The sequence below is a fragment of the Paenibacillus lacisediminis genome, from assembly GCF_046567315.2.
In genome coordinates, this window is record NZ_JBKIAX020000003.1 from 271,238 (window position 1) to 288,762 (window position 17,525).

At 52.9% G+C, this 17,525-nt stretch carries 13 protein-coding genes; 12 read left to right on the forward strand and 1 reads right to left on the reverse strand.

The features are described from left to right. Positions 1 to 242 precede the first annotated feature (242 nt). From ACLD72_RS07420 to ACLD72_RS07465, 10 genes are all read left to right on the forward strand, one after another. A complete protein-coding gene (locus ACLD72_RS07420) occupies positions 243 to 1,343 on the forward strand; it encodes an ATP-binding protein (protein WP_411002740.1) in 1,101 nt (366 codons plus the stop codon). After that, positions 1,340 to 3,700: a DUF5682 family protein gene (locus ACLD72_RS07425; protein ID WP_411002739.1), complete on the forward strand. Its 2,361-nt coding sequence runs from the start codon at positions 1,340 to 1,342 to the stop codon at positions 3,698 to 3,700. Before ACLD72_RS07420 ends, ACLD72_RS07425 begins: the two co-directional genes overlap by 4 nt. A 3-nt stretch (positions 3,701 to 3,703) precedes the next feature. Next, entirely contained in the window at positions 3,704 to 4,891 is a 1,188-nt protein-coding gene (locus tag ACLD72_RS07430) for a VWA domain-containing protein (RefSeq protein WP_411002738.1), read from the forward strand. Positions 4,892 to 4,939: 48 nt separating this feature from the next. After that, a complete protein-coding gene (locus ACLD72_RS07435; RefSeq protein ID WP_411002737.1) occupies positions 4,940 to 5,824 on the forward strand; it encodes a YwqG family protein in 885 nt (294 codons plus the stop codon). Positions 5,825 to 5,870: 46 nt separating this feature from the next. Further along, a complete protein-coding gene (locus tag ACLD72_RS07440; protein WP_411002736.1) occupies positions 5,871 to 6,521 on the forward strand; it encodes an HAD family hydrolase in 651 nt (216 codons plus the stop codon). Between the two features lie 37 nt (positions 6,522 to 6,558). Then, a complete protein-coding gene (locus ACLD72_RS07445; RefSeq protein WP_411002735.1) occupies positions 6,559 to 7,194 on the forward strand; it encodes a pyridoxamine 5'-phosphate oxidase family protein in 636 nt (211 codons plus the stop codon). Positions 7,195 to 7,913: 719 nt separating this feature from the next. Then, positions 7,914 to 8,369, forward strand: a complete 456-nt coding sequence (locus ACLD72_RS07450; protein ID WP_411002731.1) for an NUDIX hydrolase — start codon at positions 7,914 to 7,916, stop codon at positions 8,367 to 8,369. Positions 8,370 to 8,388: 19 nt separating this feature from the next. Further along, positions 8,389 to 8,970, forward strand: a complete 582-nt coding sequence (locus ACLD72_RS07455) for a DJ-1/PfpI family protein (RefSeq protein WP_411002729.1) — start codon at positions 8,389 to 8,391, stop codon at positions 8,968 to 8,970. A 70-nt stretch (positions 8,971 to 9,040) separates the two neighbouring features. After that, complete coding sequence (locus ACLD72_RS07460) at positions 9,041 to 9,334, forward strand: putative quinol monooxygenase (RefSeq protein WP_411002727.1); 294 nt, start codon at positions 9,041 to 9,043, stop codon at positions 9,332 to 9,334. Between the two features lie 313 nt (positions 9,335 to 9,647). Next, positions 9,648 to 11,126, forward strand: a complete 1,479-nt coding sequence (locus ACLD72_RS07465; protein WP_411002725.1) for an Lsa family ABC-F type ribosomal protection protein — start codon at positions 9,648 to 9,650, stop codon at positions 11,124 to 11,126. A 73-nt stretch (positions 11,127 to 11,199) separates the two neighbouring features. Here the strand turns inward: ACLD72_RS07465 and ACLD72_RS07470 are convergent, their stop codons facing one another. Next, entirely contained in the window at positions 11,200 to 12,852 is a 1,653-nt protein-coding gene (locus ACLD72_RS07470; protein ID WP_458475671.1) for a stalk domain-containing protein, read from the reverse strand. A 267-nt stretch (positions 12,853 to 13,119) separates the two neighbouring features. On the opposite strand from ACLD72_RS07470, the gene ACLD72_RS07475 reads away from it, so the two are divergent. After that, positions 13,120 to 13,458, forward strand: a complete 339-nt coding sequence (locus ACLD72_RS07475; protein ID WP_458475672.1) for a phage tail protein — start codon at positions 13,120 to 13,122, stop codon at positions 13,456 to 13,458. Between the two features lie 64 nt (positions 13,459 to 13,522). After that, the gene (locus tag ACLD72_RS07480) at positions 13,523 to 17,395 is read left to right on the forward strand and encodes an immunoglobulin-like domain-containing protein (RefSeq protein ID WP_458475673.1); all 3,873 of its coding nucleotides are present in this window, start codon (positions 13,523 to 13,525) and stop codon (positions 17,393 to 17,395) included. Positions 17,396 to 17,525: the final 130 nt, after the last annotated feature.

Here is a 17,525-nt window from a genome sequence, read left to right on the forward strand (position 1 = left end):
GGTAGTTCAAAAAGTCGTCTTTTGATCACGAAGCAGGCTATGAAGTGGATCGGGCGTCGAATCTTGAATTCAGCCGGACCAAGTGGATGCTTCCGAAGAATGTTTCCTGCGGAAACATTTCAGTTGCTCACGTACCCAAAACGTACGCTCCGCTACTCAGTCCCTAGCTTCATCCAATCTTCTCGGTGCTGAAAACCCGACTTTTTGAACTCATATTTTTATCATAAAGGAGCGAAACGGTGATGAGTACGGAATCCACAATGCAGGAGATTATGCGCAAGCCGGCGGAGCTTTTGTATCAGGAAGAACTGCAGGCATTGGTCCGTGAGGATCAAGGAAAAATCCCGGCCGGGTGGCAAATGTCCCCGCAGTCGGTGCTTAAATTTATCGTCGGCGGGACGGCCGGCGGCCAAGTGATCACGCCGAAATATATCGGGAATCCGCGCCTCGTTGAAATGGCGATTGCGACGCTGGTGACCGACCGCGCGTTGCTGTTGATCGGGGAGCCGGGTACGGCCAAGTCCTGGCTGTCGGAAAATCTGGCCGCGGCCATTTACGGCAACTCCGGGCTGGTTGTGCAAGGGACGGCGGGGACGACGGAAGAGCAGGTCCGCTATTCCTGGAACTACGCTATGCTGCTCGCCCAGGGGCCAACGCCGGAGGCGCTGGTGAAGAGCCCGATCATGCGGGCTATGGAAGCGGGCGGCATTGCCCGTTTCGAGGAAATTTCCCGCTGCGCTTCCGAGGTGCAGGACGCCCTGATTTCGATTTTGTCGGAGAAAACGATCTCCATTCCCGAGCTTGGTAAGGAACTCAATGCGCGCAAAGGGTTCAGCATAATCGCTACAGCCAACACCCGCGACCGGGGTGTCAACGAAATGTCGACGGCGCTGAAACGCCGCTTTAACATGATCGTGTTGCCTGCGCCGGCGGACCTCGAAACCGAGGTGGAAATCGTGAAGAAGCGCGTCAGCGAAATCGCCGCTTCCTATGATTTGCAGGCGGCTGTTCCTGCGGACGAAGCGCTGCAAAAGGTTGTGACGATCTTTAGAGAACTGCGCAGCGGCATGACACTGGACAAAAAAGAGAAGGTGAAATCCCCGGCGGGGGTCATCTCCACGGCGGAAGCCATTTCGCTGCTCACCAACAGCATAGCGCTGGCGGCCAGCTTTGGCGGCGGGGAAATGACCGACGAGGATTTGGCCGCAGGCCTGCAGGGGGCGATCGTGAAAGATGACGACAAAGATCGTCTCGTATGGAAGGAATATCTGGACAATGTGATGAAAAAACGCGGAGCAAGCTGGCGCGGTCTGTACAACGCTTGCAAGGAGATGAATCAATGAAGACGGCTAGCGGCGCTGGCGTGCATATTTTTGGCGTCCGGCACCTGTCGCCGGCCGGCGCTTACCATGTGGCCGGCTTCCTCGATCGGGTAAAGCCAACGGCGGTGCTGATCGAAGGTCCTGCGGATGCTTCCGCCGAAATCGTGCATTTGACGAACACCTCGACCAAGCCGCCGGTTGCGATATTGGCCTTCACCGAGGAGGTTCCGGTTCGGACCGTGCTTTGGCCGTTTGCCGTGTATTCGCCGGAATATCAGGCGATGCTTTGGGCCCGAAAGCACGAGGCGCACTGCGCTTTTATCGATTTGCCTTCGTCCTCCGCAGTTTGTCTGCAGGATGCTCGCGGCGCCGCCCGTGATCAGGAAGAGATCCGGCCCAACGGCAGCGAGGACACTCCCCCGGAAGGAGGAGGCCGGGTATCGGAAAAAAGCGCTGAGCCAGAAAGCTCCTTGTACGGCAGGATCGCGGAAATCGCCGGCGAATATGATTATGACGCTTATTGGGAACGTAATTTTGAGCACAATTTGCATCCGGATGCATACCGTCAGGCCATCCTGGCGTATTCCGGGCAGATGCGGGAGCTGACGGAGGAGCAGGAGCGGCGCAGCCAAACGCTCGAATACGCCTATAATGCGGTGCGCGAAGCGTATATGTGCCGGCAAATTGCCGATGTGATCGCAGCTGGGCATAAGCCTGAACAGATCGTGGTCATTTGCGGGGCGTATCACGCTTCCGCGCTCCAGGATCTTTCCGTCGCGATGAGCGACGGCGAACTGGCCCAGCTTCCTTCCCGCAAGACGAAGCTGACGCTGATGCCGTACTCCTATTTGCGGCTTTCGTCCATAACCGGGTATGGGGCGGGGAATACTGCGCCGTACTATTTTGAAATGATGTGGGAGCAAATGCAGCGGGGGACGCTGGGGGAACTGCCGCATCGTTATCTGGCTTCCGTGGCCGCGGATCTGCGAAAGACGGGAACGTACCGCTCCACGGCCGAGGTGATCGAGGCGGTCAGGCTCGCCGAATCCCTGTCGGCCCTGCATGGCGGTAGCCTGCCTGCGCTGATGGACCTCAGAGATGCCGCCAAAACGCTCCTGGGCCATGGGGAACTCGCCGTGGTCGCCGAAGCGCTCGCGCGTACGGAGGTGGGGACGGCGATCGGGGCCCTGGCCGAAGGCGTCAGCCAGACGCCGATTCAGGACGACGTGAACCGCCAGCTGAAGCGGCTTAAGCTGGAAAAATACAAAACCGCGGTTGCCCAGGACCTTGCCCTGGATCTGCGGGAAAACCGGCGGGTGAATTCCGAGGAAGCGGCCTATCTCGATTTGAACCGTTCGATTTGGTTCCATCGTTTGAAGCTGCTCGGCATTCATTTTGTGAAAGACCGGGGAAGGTCCGCCGATCAGGCTGTTTGGTCGGAGCATTGGGTCGTCCAATGGTCGCCGGAAGTGGAAATCGAAGTGGTGGAATCCAATTTGCTGGGCGAAACCGTGGAAACCGCCGCGGCCTTCGTTTTGCAGCAGCGGCTGGAGGACTGCTCAACGATCAGGGAGGCTTCCGCGCTAATATCCGTTGCCTACGAGTGCGGGATGATTCAGCAGATGGAGGCCGGCCGAACGGCCCTGCAAAGTCTGGCGGTCGAGAGCCGGAATGTCGTGGAAATTGCGGCCGCGGCGAGAAGTCTGTCCCAGCTTATCCGCTTCGGCGGCATTCGCAGAATGGATACGGCCCCGCTGATCCCTTTGCTGCAGCAGCTGTTTTTGCGCGCCGCATTGTTTCTGCAAGATGCGAGCCAATGCAATGATGAAGCGGCGCAGGCGATGGCGGAAGCGATGAACGAGCTGAACCATATCGCTGCGGAGCATAGCGATGAGGTGAATGAAGCGCTGTGGCTTGAGGAACTGAGCGCTTTGTCGGACAGGGATGACGCCCATCCCAGGTTGTCCGGTCTGGCGTGTGCGATTTTGCTGGAGCGGGGGGAACTGACGGCCGAGCAATGCGCTGCCGAAGTTTCGCGCCGGCTCTCGCCGGGAATTCCGGCCGACCTGGGCGCCGGCTGGTTTGAGGGTCTGGCGATGCGCAACCGCTATGCCCTGCTGTCGCGTATGAGCTTATGGGAGCAGCTTAACGAATATATCAGTACGCTGGAGGATCACGAGTTTGTGCGGTCACTGGTTTTTTTGCGCCGCGCATTCAGTGTCTTTAGCCAGAAGGAAAAAACGATGGTCGCCGAGCTGCTTGGCGAATTGTGGGGTGTGGAGCCGGAGCAGGCGGCCGAAATCATGATGGATGAGCTTAAGGAGGATGAAGCCCGGATGCTGGACGAACTTAATGATTTTGATTTTGAGGATTTATAGACGATGGCGGAAGCAGTAAATCAAACGGCTTTGCCCCGCTGGCGGCTTATTCTGGGCGCGGCCGCAGCAGGGGAGCTTGGCCGGTACGGCAGCGGAGGGCAAGTGGAGCTCTCGGACGATGAGTTGATTATGGATCGCGCGCTCGCGGCCATTTATGATCAAACGGCAGAAGGCGGGGAAGGAGCGTCCGGGAGCGGTATGGGTTCGCGCGGTGCGGGCCATGGGAAGTCCATGCCCCGCCTCGCGCAGTGGCTTGGTGACGTACGGACTTTTTTTCCGGAAGACGTGGTCTCGGTGATCCAAAACGATGCGATGGAACGTAAGGGCTGGAAGCAGCTGCTGTTCGAGCCGGAGGTGCTGGCCACCGTAAAACCGGATATCCAGCTCGTTGGCACGCTGCTTTCGCTCAAAGGGAAGATTCCGGAGAAGACGAAGGACACCGCACGGATGCTTGTGCAGGCGGTGGTGGATGACTTGGTTAAGCGGATGAGCCATGAGCTCCAGAAAGCGGTCACCGGGGCGTTAAACCGCCGTCAGCATACGCCGCTTTCCTCGCTTAGCGGAATCGACTGGAAGCGGACGATCCAGCGGAATTTGAAGCATTACGATGCAAAGCATAAGCGGATCATCCCGGAAAGGTTCTATTACTTTGACCGTGCGAAGCGGAGCAAGGAATGGACGGTTATCGTCGATATCGACCAGAGCGGCTCCATGGCGGAATCGGTGATCTGGGCGTCGGTGGTCGGGTCCATTTTTGCCAGCATTCCCGCCCTGGATACCCGGGTGGTCGTCTTCGATACCGAGGTGGTCGATCTAACCGAGCAATGCGCGAACGATCCGGTGGATATGCTGTTCGGTATTCAGCTTGGCGGCGGCACAAATATCGATAAATCCGTCGCCTATTGCGAACAGTTCATTAAAGAACCGAAGAAAACGCTGTTCATCCTGATCTCCGATCTCTATGAGGGGGGCAATCAATCCCGGCTGATCCGGCGGATGCGGGAGATGAAGGAAGCCGGCGTCAAGACGTTATGTTTGCTTGCCCTGTCGGATGAAGGGAAACCGTTTTATGATGAGCAGTTGGCCAGGACTTTTGCTAAAGACGGAACCCCTAGTTTTGCCTGCACGCCTGCCATGCTGCCGCAATTGGTGGAAGGGGCGCTGCAGGGCAAGGATTTGCGGAGCTGGTGAAGCGGTTGGAAAACAAATGATATAGAAAGAACCGGGAGGGTGGAGACCATGTTAAGCGAAAACGATAAGAATAAGCTGGAGCGGACGGTCCGTGAACATCAATTTGAGCATGCGCTGGATTATTTGAAAGAGACGGTGCGTCAGGGTATCCGCCTGTCCAAGACCGGGGCGGAAGATTACACGGAAATTTGCCCTTCCCGCATCGGCGGAGATCCTGATCTGCCGCCGAACGTGGCGTGGCCGCTGATTTCCGGCGGAACACCTATGACATTTCTGGCGCAGCTGCGCCTGCGTGAATTGGCGCCTCATGACGAAGCTTCCCGGCTCCCGCAGGACGGCGTGCTGTATTTTTTCGTTGGAGTGGATGAACCGGCTTATCATATTGAACACAAAGTGGTGTACCTGCATGAAGAGGAGCTTAAGGAGGCCAGGCGTCGTCCTTCACCTGAAGTGACGGCCCTTGAGGAACCGTTTAACGGTTACCGGGTGACGGCCAGAGCCACGCTGGAGCCGCCCAATTACGGCTATGTGGATTACGAGAAGGTTGAGGATGAGGAACATGACTACGGGCAGTACGAGGATTTTTGCTTCGAGTTGAGCGATTTGTCTTCCGGCGACCTGGCGGGTTTGTTCGGTTATCCGGCTACCCAGCATGGGGATTGCGAAATGGAAGCGGCGCTGGGGATATTGACCGGGGAGCAATACAACTATTCCGAGGAAGCGGCCATGGAGCGGATCACGGCGCACTTGAAAGGGGATTCGGACAAGGCGAAGCAGGAAGTCTGCGATACGCTTTTGCTGCTGGCGTTAGATTCGGACCAGGAGGTTGGTTTTTGCTGGTGGGATGCCGGAGCACTGCAATTTTTCATACGGAAAGAGGATTTGTCGGCGGGGAATTTTACGAATACTTACTGCTCTTTGTATTCCAGCTAAGACGCCCGGGCTTTAGCCGAGAAACTAGTTCAGAGAAGGAGATAACATGAATAGCATGCTGAAAGCATTTATTTTTGATATGGACGGCGTAATTATTGATAGCGAACCGCTGCATTTTGAAGTTGATCTATACACGTTGAACTCAATCGGCGTTGCCAGCAGCAAAGAAAAACTGGAGCAATACGTGGGCATGACCAATCCCGAAATGTGGAGATTAATCAAGGATGAATATCAATTGCCGCATTCGATTGAAGAGTTGATTCAACTGCAATTAACGAAAAAACTTGCCTATTTGGATGAATCGGACATTGAACCCATTCCCGGGATACGAGAGCTCATTCAGAAGTTGCGTGATGGGAACATTCCGATCGGTTTGGCCTCATCGTCCCCCAGAATATTTATCGAAAAGGTGTTAAGCAAATTCAACATCCTGCATGAATTCGCATGCATCACAAGCGGGGAAGAGGTTCCCAGGGGGAAACCCGCTCCGGATGTATATTTGGAAACCGCGCGGGCGATGAACGTGGAACCGGAGCATTGCTGTGTCCTGGAGGATGCCAAACACGGGGTGGCGGCAGCGAAAAGCGCCGGTATGCGATGCATCGGATTCGTGAATCCAAACTCGGGGAATCAAGATCTGTCAGCGGCTGATTTTATTGTAAGATCAATCGCAGAAGTAAAAATCCCAGAACTATAGCCAGCGTCCATAAGATCATCCGCAGGGGGAATTTCAAGTGAAAGCATCTATTTTTAATGACATCGTTAATTCGGAGGAGGAGCTCCGGACGTTATGTGGATTTCCGAAAGAATTGGTTAAGAACAAAACGATAACGGTCATAGACCGGCATTGCCACGACTTTATTTCCAAGTCCCCGCTCATCTTCCTGTCCACTGCCGATTCGGCGGGATTTTGTGATGTATCTCCGCGCGGAGATGCCGCCGGCTTTGTACACGTTATGGATGACCACCATTTGGTTATTCCCGAACGTCCCGGAAATAAACGATTTGACTCTTTGCGGAACATTCTCGAAAATCCAAGGATCGGATTGATTTTTATGATTCCCGGGCTGGGGGAGACGTTAAGAATCAATGGACAGGCCTGGATCGTGAAAGATCAGGAGATCCTAAAGAACATGGAGGCTTTCGGAAAAGTTCCGGTGCTGGGGATCGGAGTGAAAGTTGAGGAATGTTACATGCATTGCGCCAAAGCGTTCAAACGGTCGCATGTGTGGGATGACAGCTATTGGCCGAAACCAGAGAAGCTTCCGAATCCGGCAAAAATTATCGCCAACCATGCGGAAAAATTAAAACTTTCCGCCGATGAGGTGGCCGCTTCGCTAAAGGAGAGCTATGAGCAGCGGTTATACTAAGCCGTCGTTAGGGCTTATCAAACGAATCGGTTATGCGGCAAGTATGGTTACCGTTGGTTTATGGGCGGTTCTGCTGTGGTTTAACCCATATTTTAACGGCTTTGATCGGATTAGTCTTTTGATTACATTTATTATGCTGGTTCTCCCGGCTGTTTTATTTTGCGTGGGTCTTGCTTTGTCCCGGAGTCTAATTTTATTGATTTCGTTCATCTGGAGTTTTCCGTACAGCTTGTATATGCTGCTGACACCCAGCATTTTTAAGCTGTTTGGCATTACGTGCTTCATTTATTTATTGTGTTTCGTGCTGTTTCGAGTAAATACAATAAAGTACTAAATTAAGCTCAACTTAAAAATCGGTGTTTGATAGGAACGACTACTGAACGATGAACCGCCGGCTGGGCCTGCAAAATAGCGGAACTTTATGTACTTATTTTCTGGAGCCAGGCATGTCCATCCCCATTAGCGGAATTTTTTGTTCTTATTTTTCCTTTGAGCGGCCCAGAAGGCGGATATTCCTTGAGCTTTGAGAAAATAGCGACACAAATTTCCTCTATTTTCCCAAAATTGACGTATATAGCTGGAATAACGCCATTTTATGTACTTATGTTTTTCTATGGAATTTCTTAGGGAGCCTGGTTTTTGCAGTTTTTCTGATATTGCTTTTTCAAATCCCATTTTGGTTTTGAGCTATTAATAACCAGGAAAAGAAGTGATCCCCCATGGGCTATATTATGGATTTAAGAAAGATTGTGGGTACCAGACCTTTAATTATGATAGGGGCTTGTGTTGTGGTTATCGACGGTGACTCCATTTTGCTGGAGAGAAGAACGGATAACGGCATGTGGGGGTTACCCGGGGGATCGCTGGAACCTGGGGAATCGTTGGAGCAAGTAGCCCGGAGAGAATTGTTTGAAGAGACGGGTTTGGAGGCCATTCAGCTCGAATTGATGGATGTTTTCTCGGGGCATGAGCTTTATTACAAGTATCCGCACGGGGACGAAGTTTATAACGTGGTGACCGCTTATCTGTGCCGAGAGTATCGTGGAACGATCCGTAAAGAGGAGACCGAAGTGGAAGAGGTCCGATTTTTTGAAGTGAACCGATTGCCGGATAACATCAGCCCGCCGGATCAACCGATCATTAGAGCATTTTTGAGTCTGCAAAATCATTTCTAAATGAAGGGGGTGTTCAATCATGAAAATCGCTTACGCTCTATTCGATGGGATTACTTTCCTGGATTTGATCGGATTCTATGACGTGGTGACCCGCTTGAAACATTTCGAAGCAACGAAGGATGTATCTTGGGATTTGTGCGGACGAAAGGAAGAGGTCACGGATGAACGGGGAATGGCGATCAAAGTAAACCAAGTGAACCCCGATCTTTCTACGTACGATATGCTGTTTGTTCCCGGAGGGTTTGGGACCAGAGCTTTACGTTATGATGAGGAATATATCGATTGGCTCAAAGGGGCCCGGGAGGCGGAATACATCGTATCGGTATGTACAGGCTCCTTGCTACTGGGGGCGGCGGGATTTTTGGAAAACAAAAAAGCGACAACGCATCCTATTTCCTATGAACTGCTGGAACCCTATTGCCGGGAAGTCGTTCAGGCCAGAATCGTTTCAGACGGAAAAGTGATTACCGGCGGCGGCGTAGCCACTTCCGTCGATTTGGGCTTGTATATCGCGGAACGATTATTGGGGCCGGGCGAAGCGGAAAAGATCAGAAAGCAAATGGATTATCCTTATCACAACACGGATATTGCGGTGTTTTAAGGATAAAAAAAGGAGGCTGGCGAAGGATAAAGAGAGAAAAAACCGTATAAAACAGAAAGGGATGGAAAAGGTGATTATTATTCATGCCGGGTTTCAAGTAGACCCAATGAAGGAAGCGAGTTTTTTGGAAGAGATTGCGCCACTTGTACAAGCCTCGAGAAATGAAGCCGGTAATATATCGTACCGGCTGTATAAAGATACGGAAAAGGAACATGCGTTTACGATGGTTGAAGTCTGGGAAGATTCGGCCGCAGTGGCTTCTCATAATTCCAGTGAACATTTCACCTCATTCGTGGCCAAGGCGAGTCAGTTTTTAACCGAACCGTTGGATATAAAAACTTATAGCGGACAACTCTTGAAGTAATAAAGCAAGGCCCGTAGGTCATCCTGGCGTTGAACGGTTGAATTTTAAAAACGGGTATGTTAAAATACACATAATTTAAAGGACAGGAGCTGAAGAGGATAATGGATTTTTCTTGCTAAGAATTATAAAACAACAAAGCGAAAATGGTTTCGCATGTTTTATTTTTTCTATGCAAGAAAGTTGCTTATCCTTTTCACTCAAACGGAATATCCTGATCTGATTCCAAAAGTGGGCCAGATTTGCTGTATTTAATTTGAGCTGCGGGAAAGTAACTTTCTTGCGGCTCAAATTTTTTTTGCAGGAGGATCATTTCATGTCATTAATTAAAGTGACGAATCTGACTTTTGCCTATGATGGCAGTTACGATAACATTTTTGAAGACGTCAGCTTTCAAATCGATACCGATTGGAAACTTGGATTTACGGGGAGGAACGGCAGGGGCAAAACGACGTTTATGAACCTGCTTCAGGGTAAATACGAATACAGCGGCCATATTTCTGGCGATGTCGGCTTTGAGTACTTTCCCTTCCAGATCAAAAATCCGGAATACCTGACCCTGGATGTCGTCAGCGAAATATTTCCGGATTATGTCAACTGGGAACTTATGCGCGAACTGAACTTGCTGAAGGTGTCCGAGGATGTGTTGTACCGGCCGTTTGAATCCTTGTCGAACGGCGAGCAGACAAAGGTGATGCTTGCAACCTTGTTCCTGAAGGAAAACCGCTTCCTGCTCATCGACGAACCGACCAACCATTTGGACATGGAAGGGCGAAAGCTCGTGAGCGATTATTTGGCGGGCAAAAGCGGTTTTATTCTGGTCTCGCACGACCGGGCGTTTTTGGACAACTGCGTGGATCATATCCTGTCCATCAACAAGACGAATATCGAAATTCAGAAGGGCAATTTTTCCGATTGGTGGGGAAACAAACAGCTGCAGGATAATTATGAGCTCGCCGAAAACGATAAGCTAAAAAAAGATATCAAACGCTTGTCGGAAGCGGCGAAACGGACGAACAACTGGTCGCATGAAGTGGAAAAAACGAAAAACGGTACGAAAAACTCCGGGTCGAAGGTGGATAAAGGATATATCGGCCACAAAGCCGCCAAGATGATGAAGCGCTCCAAATCGATGGAGCAACGGCAGCAATCCGCTATTGAGGAAAAGTCCCAACTATTGAAAAACATTGAAACGTCGGAAAGTTTAAAGATCACACAGCTTCCTTATCATAACTCCCGGCTGGCCCAGCTTGAGCACGTTTCGATTTTTTACGGGGAGAAGACGGTTTGCGAGGATATCAGCTTTACGATCGAGCAGGGGGAGCGGATTGCGCTTTCCGGGAAAAACGGTTCCGGGAAATCTAGCATCATTAAACTGATTTGCGGTGAGGAGATTAGCCACACGGGGACGGTTAGAACAGGAAGTCAACTTAAAATATCTTATGTTAACCAAGATACTTCCCATCTCCAAGGCAACTTAACGGACTACGCCCGGGGCGAAGGCATTGATGAAAGCCTGTTTAAGGCGATCTTAAGAAAGCTGGATTTTTCCCGAATCCAATTCGAAAAGGACATGACGGCATTTAGCGGCGGTCAAAAAAAGAAAGTGCTGATCGCGAGAAGTCTCTGCGAGCAGGCCCATCTCCTGGTCTGGGACGAACCGCTGAATTTCATCGACGTCATTTCGCGCATGCAAATCGAAGAACTGCTGCTGCAATATGCGCCGACCATCCTTTTCGTGGAGCATGACCGCGAATTTTGCGATCATATTGCCACCAAGATTGTCGAGCTATAGTGTTGATTGGGTAAATGAAGAGGCCTTCCTCAATAGTGATTACACTTTTGCGGGCGGCCTCTTTCGTTTTGCATCAATCCGGCAGGATCAGGCCGACTGCGCTGTTCCCAATCGACTGAACGTAAATGCCGAGCTGTTCGGAAACAAAGCGGACGGGAACGAAGGTGGTGCCTCCGACCATCATCGGAGCCGCATCGGTCTCCATGCGTTTTCCGTTCACAAGGATGGTTTTTTCTCCGATCGTAAGTTCAAGCTCACGGTTTTTCCCGTGAATCGTTACTTTGCGCGCCGATTTATCCCATTTCACCTCAGCCCCCAGCGTTTCCGACACGAACCGGAGCGGCACGTAAAATCTCCCTTTGTTGTTGAAAGGGGCTTCGTCCAATTTTACAATCTTCCCTAAAACATATACGTCCTGATTCTGGCGGAACAAAATGTCCGGAAAAGGTTCATAGGCCGAATACCTTACTTCGGCGCCGGCTTCTTTCAATTTTTGGATCACGGCAGCGGAGCCGGACGGTTCACGGTAATCGACGATGTTGCCTTCAATATCAAGCTGCTTCATGTTCGGTCCGGGCTGGACCCCTTCGAGCGAAACGAGCAGATTTTGGTTGAAATAGGCATACTCAAGCTCGGGCCAAGCGTTGATGACGTCGATCGAAGATAGGCGGTTGGCGGCAGCGTTAAAGGTGTGAAGCTTGGACAAGCCGCGCAGAGCATCGATCGATTCGATTTCGTTCATGCTGATATCGAGGTATTCTAGCTTTGCAAGTCCGGTTAGCGGTGTGACATCTTTCAAACCAACCGCTGGGAGCGAAAGCCGGGTTAGATTCGGGAACGCTTTAACGGTTTCAGGATGCCGAAGGTTCGGACTCTGTCCTGTATATAGTTCTTCCAGGCGGGAAAGCGAAGCGATTGGCGATAAATCATGTATGCGCGCTGCTTCCATGTTTAACTTAACGAGTCCGGTCAGTCCGCTTAACGGTTCCAGCTCGATCGGCTTTGGATTCGAGTTGTCGTAGGCGATGGTCAAATTGGCGAACGACAGCTCCGTTAGCCTTTTAAGTCCGCGCAGCGGTTTTAAATCAACCAGCGGGTTCGTATCCAGCACGAGTTTATGGAGCTTAGGCAACTGGCCGATGGTAGACAGGTCCGCGACATTATTTCCGGTCAAATCCAGTTCTTCGAGAGAAGTCAGACCACGGAGAGGCTTAAGATCCGACAGCTGGCCGTTATATTGCAATGTCAATCGCTTCAGGTTGGCCAAGTTTTGCAAACCGTCAAGCGATCTAAGCGAAGCCGAAGATATGGTCACATCCTCAAGCTTGCTTAGTTTGCTTAGCGGATTAACGTCTTTGATGCGATGCTCAGGTTGAAAAGAGTGGGTATAGTCCGGCGCGATATAAAGCCGTTGCAAATGGGCGAAATGCTGAAGCCCCTCAAGGCTTTGAATGCCGGGAAACATTCCGGCCGATCCGTCGCCCGAGCCATTCTGCGCGCCTTCAGCCATGGCGTCATAGGACTTCGAGGTATCGATCTCCGTGATGCGCTCGGCGTCCTCGGCGGTAATCGGTCCGGAGGGTTTGTCGAGGAGGGAGCGGACGATTTTTTCCAGCACGGGATCCTCGATGGTTACGGAATCGGAAGAAGCCGCCGACGCGGCGGATGACAGGAAAAGCGGGATCGACAGCAACAGTAAAAGAAAAAGCGTTTGTATCTTGATCAATTTAAAGCTCCATTTCATAGGAATTCACCTCTAAAATATGAAAAATTCGGCACATCATTTAGACGGCAGTGCATGGAAAAAGTTTCGATCTGCACTTGTAAGCGCCGGCAAAAGAACTGGTCATGTTCAATCCACGGCAGCACCGATTAAAATTTCAATATTAAATGGTTGCCATTCATGCTAATATCTACTTAGTCTATGATTTTTATCACGGACTACAGCGAGAATTTCGATATATTCCGTGAATTCAAAAGGAGGATGTATATGATGAAAAGTTTTTACAAAAAAGCTCTGATCCTCGGTGCGCTGGGAGTGATGTTAACGGCAGGCACAGCGGTTAATCCTGGGCAGGCGGAAGCGTCGACAGATCCGTACTTAGGCGAGATTCAGCTGTTCCCCTACAGCTTCACCCCGGAAGGCTGGATGAAAGCCGAAGGCCAGGAGTTGTCGATTTCTCAAAACCCTGCTTTATATTCCTTGCTCGGAACAAAATTCGGCGGGAACGGTCAAACGACGTTTGCACTGCCGGACCTGCGCGGAGCTTCGCCGATGCCGGGGATCTCCTATTATATTTCTATAAACGGCCCGTTCCCGCCGCGCGAGTAGGAATCGTAAACATGGAAGATGAGGTGAGGGCGTGTCGAAAACAAAGCGTAAAACGCGTAAAAATATGAAACTCCGGTACCTGATCCCGCTTTTGCCGGCCATCGGCGGGGCGATTTTGATGTTGGGTCAGGATGCGTCGGCGGCGGTGGCTGTGAATGCAACGCTAGGCAAACCCGTAACTTCCAGCGGCTTTGCCGACCCGTACGAACCGTCGAGGGCGGTGGACGGTTCCCTTCAGCCAACCAGCCGCTGGTACCAGGCAACCGCTGGAGAGAAATGGATTCAGGTCGATTTAGGGGATATTTATACGCTGAGTACTTGGAAGGTAACCGGCATGGGGCTCTACTATGAATGGTCCGGCGGACTGGACCCTTATCATTTCCATCTGGAAACAAGCTTGAACGGATCGGATTGGAAGACCGTGGATACGGTGCAGGGCAACACTAATCCGCTCTTTCAACGGTCTCTGCAGCAGGCGGAGGCGCGTTACGTCCGGCTGGTGATCGATCAGGGGAATTCCGCCAACAATCAATGGGCGTCCGTGCTCGAATTTGAAGCTTATGGAGAATTGCTGGCCGCGCCCGGGATGCCGGGTAATTTTGCGGGCGTCTTTCAAGATGGGGCTCCCAAGCTTAGTTGGGATGCCGCAGCAAACGCGGCCTCTTATGAACTTAGACGAAACGGCACGCTGATTTATTCCGGACCGCTTACTTCTTATACGGATGCCGATGTCCTGCCGGCAGGAGAAATTACATACAGCGTTCAAGCGGTTAATGCCAAAGGAAGCAGCGCGGCGGCGGAAATCACCGTGAACGTCCCAAGCGAGGCGGAACGGGCTGACGAGGCCGCCGCGGCGCTGGAAATCGGATATGCGCCCGGCGACAACGCTTCTGCGGTGACGCAGGATTTAACGCTTCCGCTTGCCGGATTAAGCGGGACAACCGTCAGCTGGAGCTCAAACGCTCCGGAAACGGCCGGTAATGACGGAAAGGTGACCCGCCCTGCGTATGCTCAGGGGGACCGCGCGGTGGAAATGACGGCGACGGTAATGCTGGGAACGTATAAGATGCCGAGGACTTTCTACATAACCGTGCTGAGGGAACCGGCCGAAACCGCTCTGGCCAGAGCGGAGCAGGAACTTACGCTCGGGGATCTGACGGCCGTTGCAGGCAACCTCGCACTGCCTGCAACCGGTTATGGCGGATCACAGATCGAGTGGTCTTCCAGTGCGCCGGAGATCGTCGCGCCGGACGGAACGGTTCACCAGCCTGCTTATTCTGAAGGGGATAAGGATGTTACGCTAACCGCTGTGCTGAGGCTGGACGGTCTGGAACGAGTCAAGACGTTTAACGTTCATGTCCTGAGCCTCCCGATTAACGATGAGGAAGCGGTGGCGGCCGCATATCAGTCGTTGACCTTGCCCGTAACGACGGTGACGTACGATTTGGATTTGCCGGACCGCGGGGCAAACGGGGTTTCCATTGCCTGGGACTCGTCGCATCCTGAATTTCTGAACTCGGAAGGACAGGTGACCCTGCCGAGTTATACGGATGGGGATCAGAACGTGACGCTGACGGCGACGATTTCAAGAGGAGCGTATTCGCTGACCAAGGCGTTCCCGCTGCTGCTTCCCGCTCAGCCGATTCGCCCGGATGAGGCGGTACGGCTGGCGGCGGATACGCTAGTTCTCAATTACCCTGCGGGGATTAAAGATTCCATCGATCTTCCCCGGTCGGGCCCCTTTGACACTACGATCGAATGGGCGTCCGATCGGCCGGAAGTGCTGGATGCGGACGGCCGGGTCAACAGGCCAAGGTACACGGACGGGGATGCCGAGGTTCGCTTGACGGCAACGGTGTCCAAGGATGCGTCTGCCGTGCAGAGAACGTTTCGGCTCACCGTACTTAAAGCTCTGCCGAATACACCTTATATTCGCCTCAGCGGAACGAATCCGATGCTGTTCGAAAGCGGAGACAGCTTTAGGGATCCGGGAGCGACCGTCGTCGATAGCGTTTATGGGAGCATTCTGGCGGAAGGGATAATGGGAACGGGTTTGGTGGATATAAATGCCCCCGGTATTTATTCCCTAAGCTATGATTATAGCGGCGATGGATGGATGGCGGAAGGCGCCGTGCGCGAAGTTCATGTGCGGCCGCGCCCGGTGTCGGCTGCGGCCGCAAGCAGCGGCGTAGCAGGCTCCGTCCATGTAAGCGGAGCGGTCCCGGGCGCCCGGCTTGGACTGTATAACAGCGATGGGCGGCTGGCAGCTGAAGGCACGGCGTCCGCGGAAGGGACGTACACATTTACTTTGCTTGCGGAAAACGGGTACTATGTGCTGCAAACGGTGAACGGTATGGCAAGTTCCCCGTCCGCTCTGATCTACGTAAAGCTTCTTTCGGCAGCGGACGTAGCGGCGGCAATCACATCTCTCCCCGGTCCGGGCGAAGCGGATACGAAACTGCAGCTTCCGGCAGTGCCGGACGGGTTCACGATTGCGATCTCCAGCAGCAGCCATCCGGAGGTCGTGCAAACGGACGGAATCATCCATCGTCCGGCACACGATACTCAGGTTACGCTTGTATTGCAGGTAGTCAAGGTTTCGGACGGCTCCGGCTCGCTAACCGTCCCAATCACGATTACGGTTCCTGGCGTTCGAACCAGCGGCGGGGACGACGATGGCCGTCAGAACAGTGGAAGACGTAGCGGCGGATCGCTTAGCAGTTCAGCGCTTCAAAAATCGTTCCTAAACGAACAAGGCCGTTTGGTCGTGGTCTATACGCCTTCGGCTGCATACTTGGATCAACAGATCCGCCAGGCTGAGCTTTCCGGCGCAGACCACGCTTCCATTGAATTAACGAATGAGACAGGCGCCAGCCAAGTGATCATTGCTTCCGATCTTTTGCACAAATTCGATCAAGTCGGCGCTTCCATCGTGTCCAGATACGCGACTTTCCGCCTTTCAGAAGAAGATCTGCTAAAACTGGCCGCAGAAGGACGAAAGCTGGAGGTCACACTTGAAACGGAAAGCGGCGCAGGTTCCGAAGTGTTCAGTTCATGGGCTTCCGGCGAGGGGCTATCGGCAGCGGGATCCGCGGTGCGGGTTAGCGCTGCGGTGACGGGAACACCGCGAGTTGTTCTGCCGCTTGATCAGGCCTCTGCCGTATTATCGGCCAACGGGGGAACGGCGGATCCGTTTATACTGGCTTATTACACTGACGCTACGAGAGAGAAACTTCCTGCCGCATTCGTTTATGATGACGCAGGCCGCATCGTAGGCGTAGCCTTTGATTTAACGGCATCGGGCACTTTTGCGATGGCCGTCAGTAAAGAGGCGGCAGCGCCTTCCGGAGGCGTGAAACCGCCGGCAGCTTCCGGAAGCGGGGCAGCGCCTGAGCACAGCTGGAGCGATGCGCGGGACCATTGGGCGGACGGCGCGCTGCGGGCGCTGGCTGTACGCGGATGGATGCAGGGTTACGGGGACGGCACGATTCGGCCGGACCGGCCGGTGACGCGCGCCGAGTTTGTTTCGGTCCTGGCTAAAGCGCTGGGTAAAAACACGGATGAAGGCGGAAGCGCTGCGTTTGCGGATCTGGAAGGCCACTGGGCGGCCTCGGACGTACAGGACGCCTATGCTCAAGGCTGGATCACCGGCGTATCCTCCGATTCGTTTGCTCCGGACGCTCCGCTGACTCGGGAACAGGCGATCGTGATTCTGGCGAAGGCACATGGAGCGAGTTCGCCGGATTCGAACCAGAACCTGTTGAATAGATTCACGGATAGAGATCAAATCACCGCTTGGGCCGCTTCGGCTCTGGAGCAGGCGGCTGCTTCCGGATGGATCGTCGGTTATCCGGACGGTACGCTGAAGCCAAGCGGAACGCTCAGCAGGGGCGAAACCGCGGAATTGCTGATCCGGGCATTCGGCTTAGAGTACTAAACCCATTAAAGAGCACGGTTACTTGGACAAAGGGTAACCGTGCTTTACATTTTCTGCCGCCCGATTCTAAGTCTTAATTTAAGATTACATTAAGGTTTCATAGAATTCCGATTAAGATTGCTCGGGTACG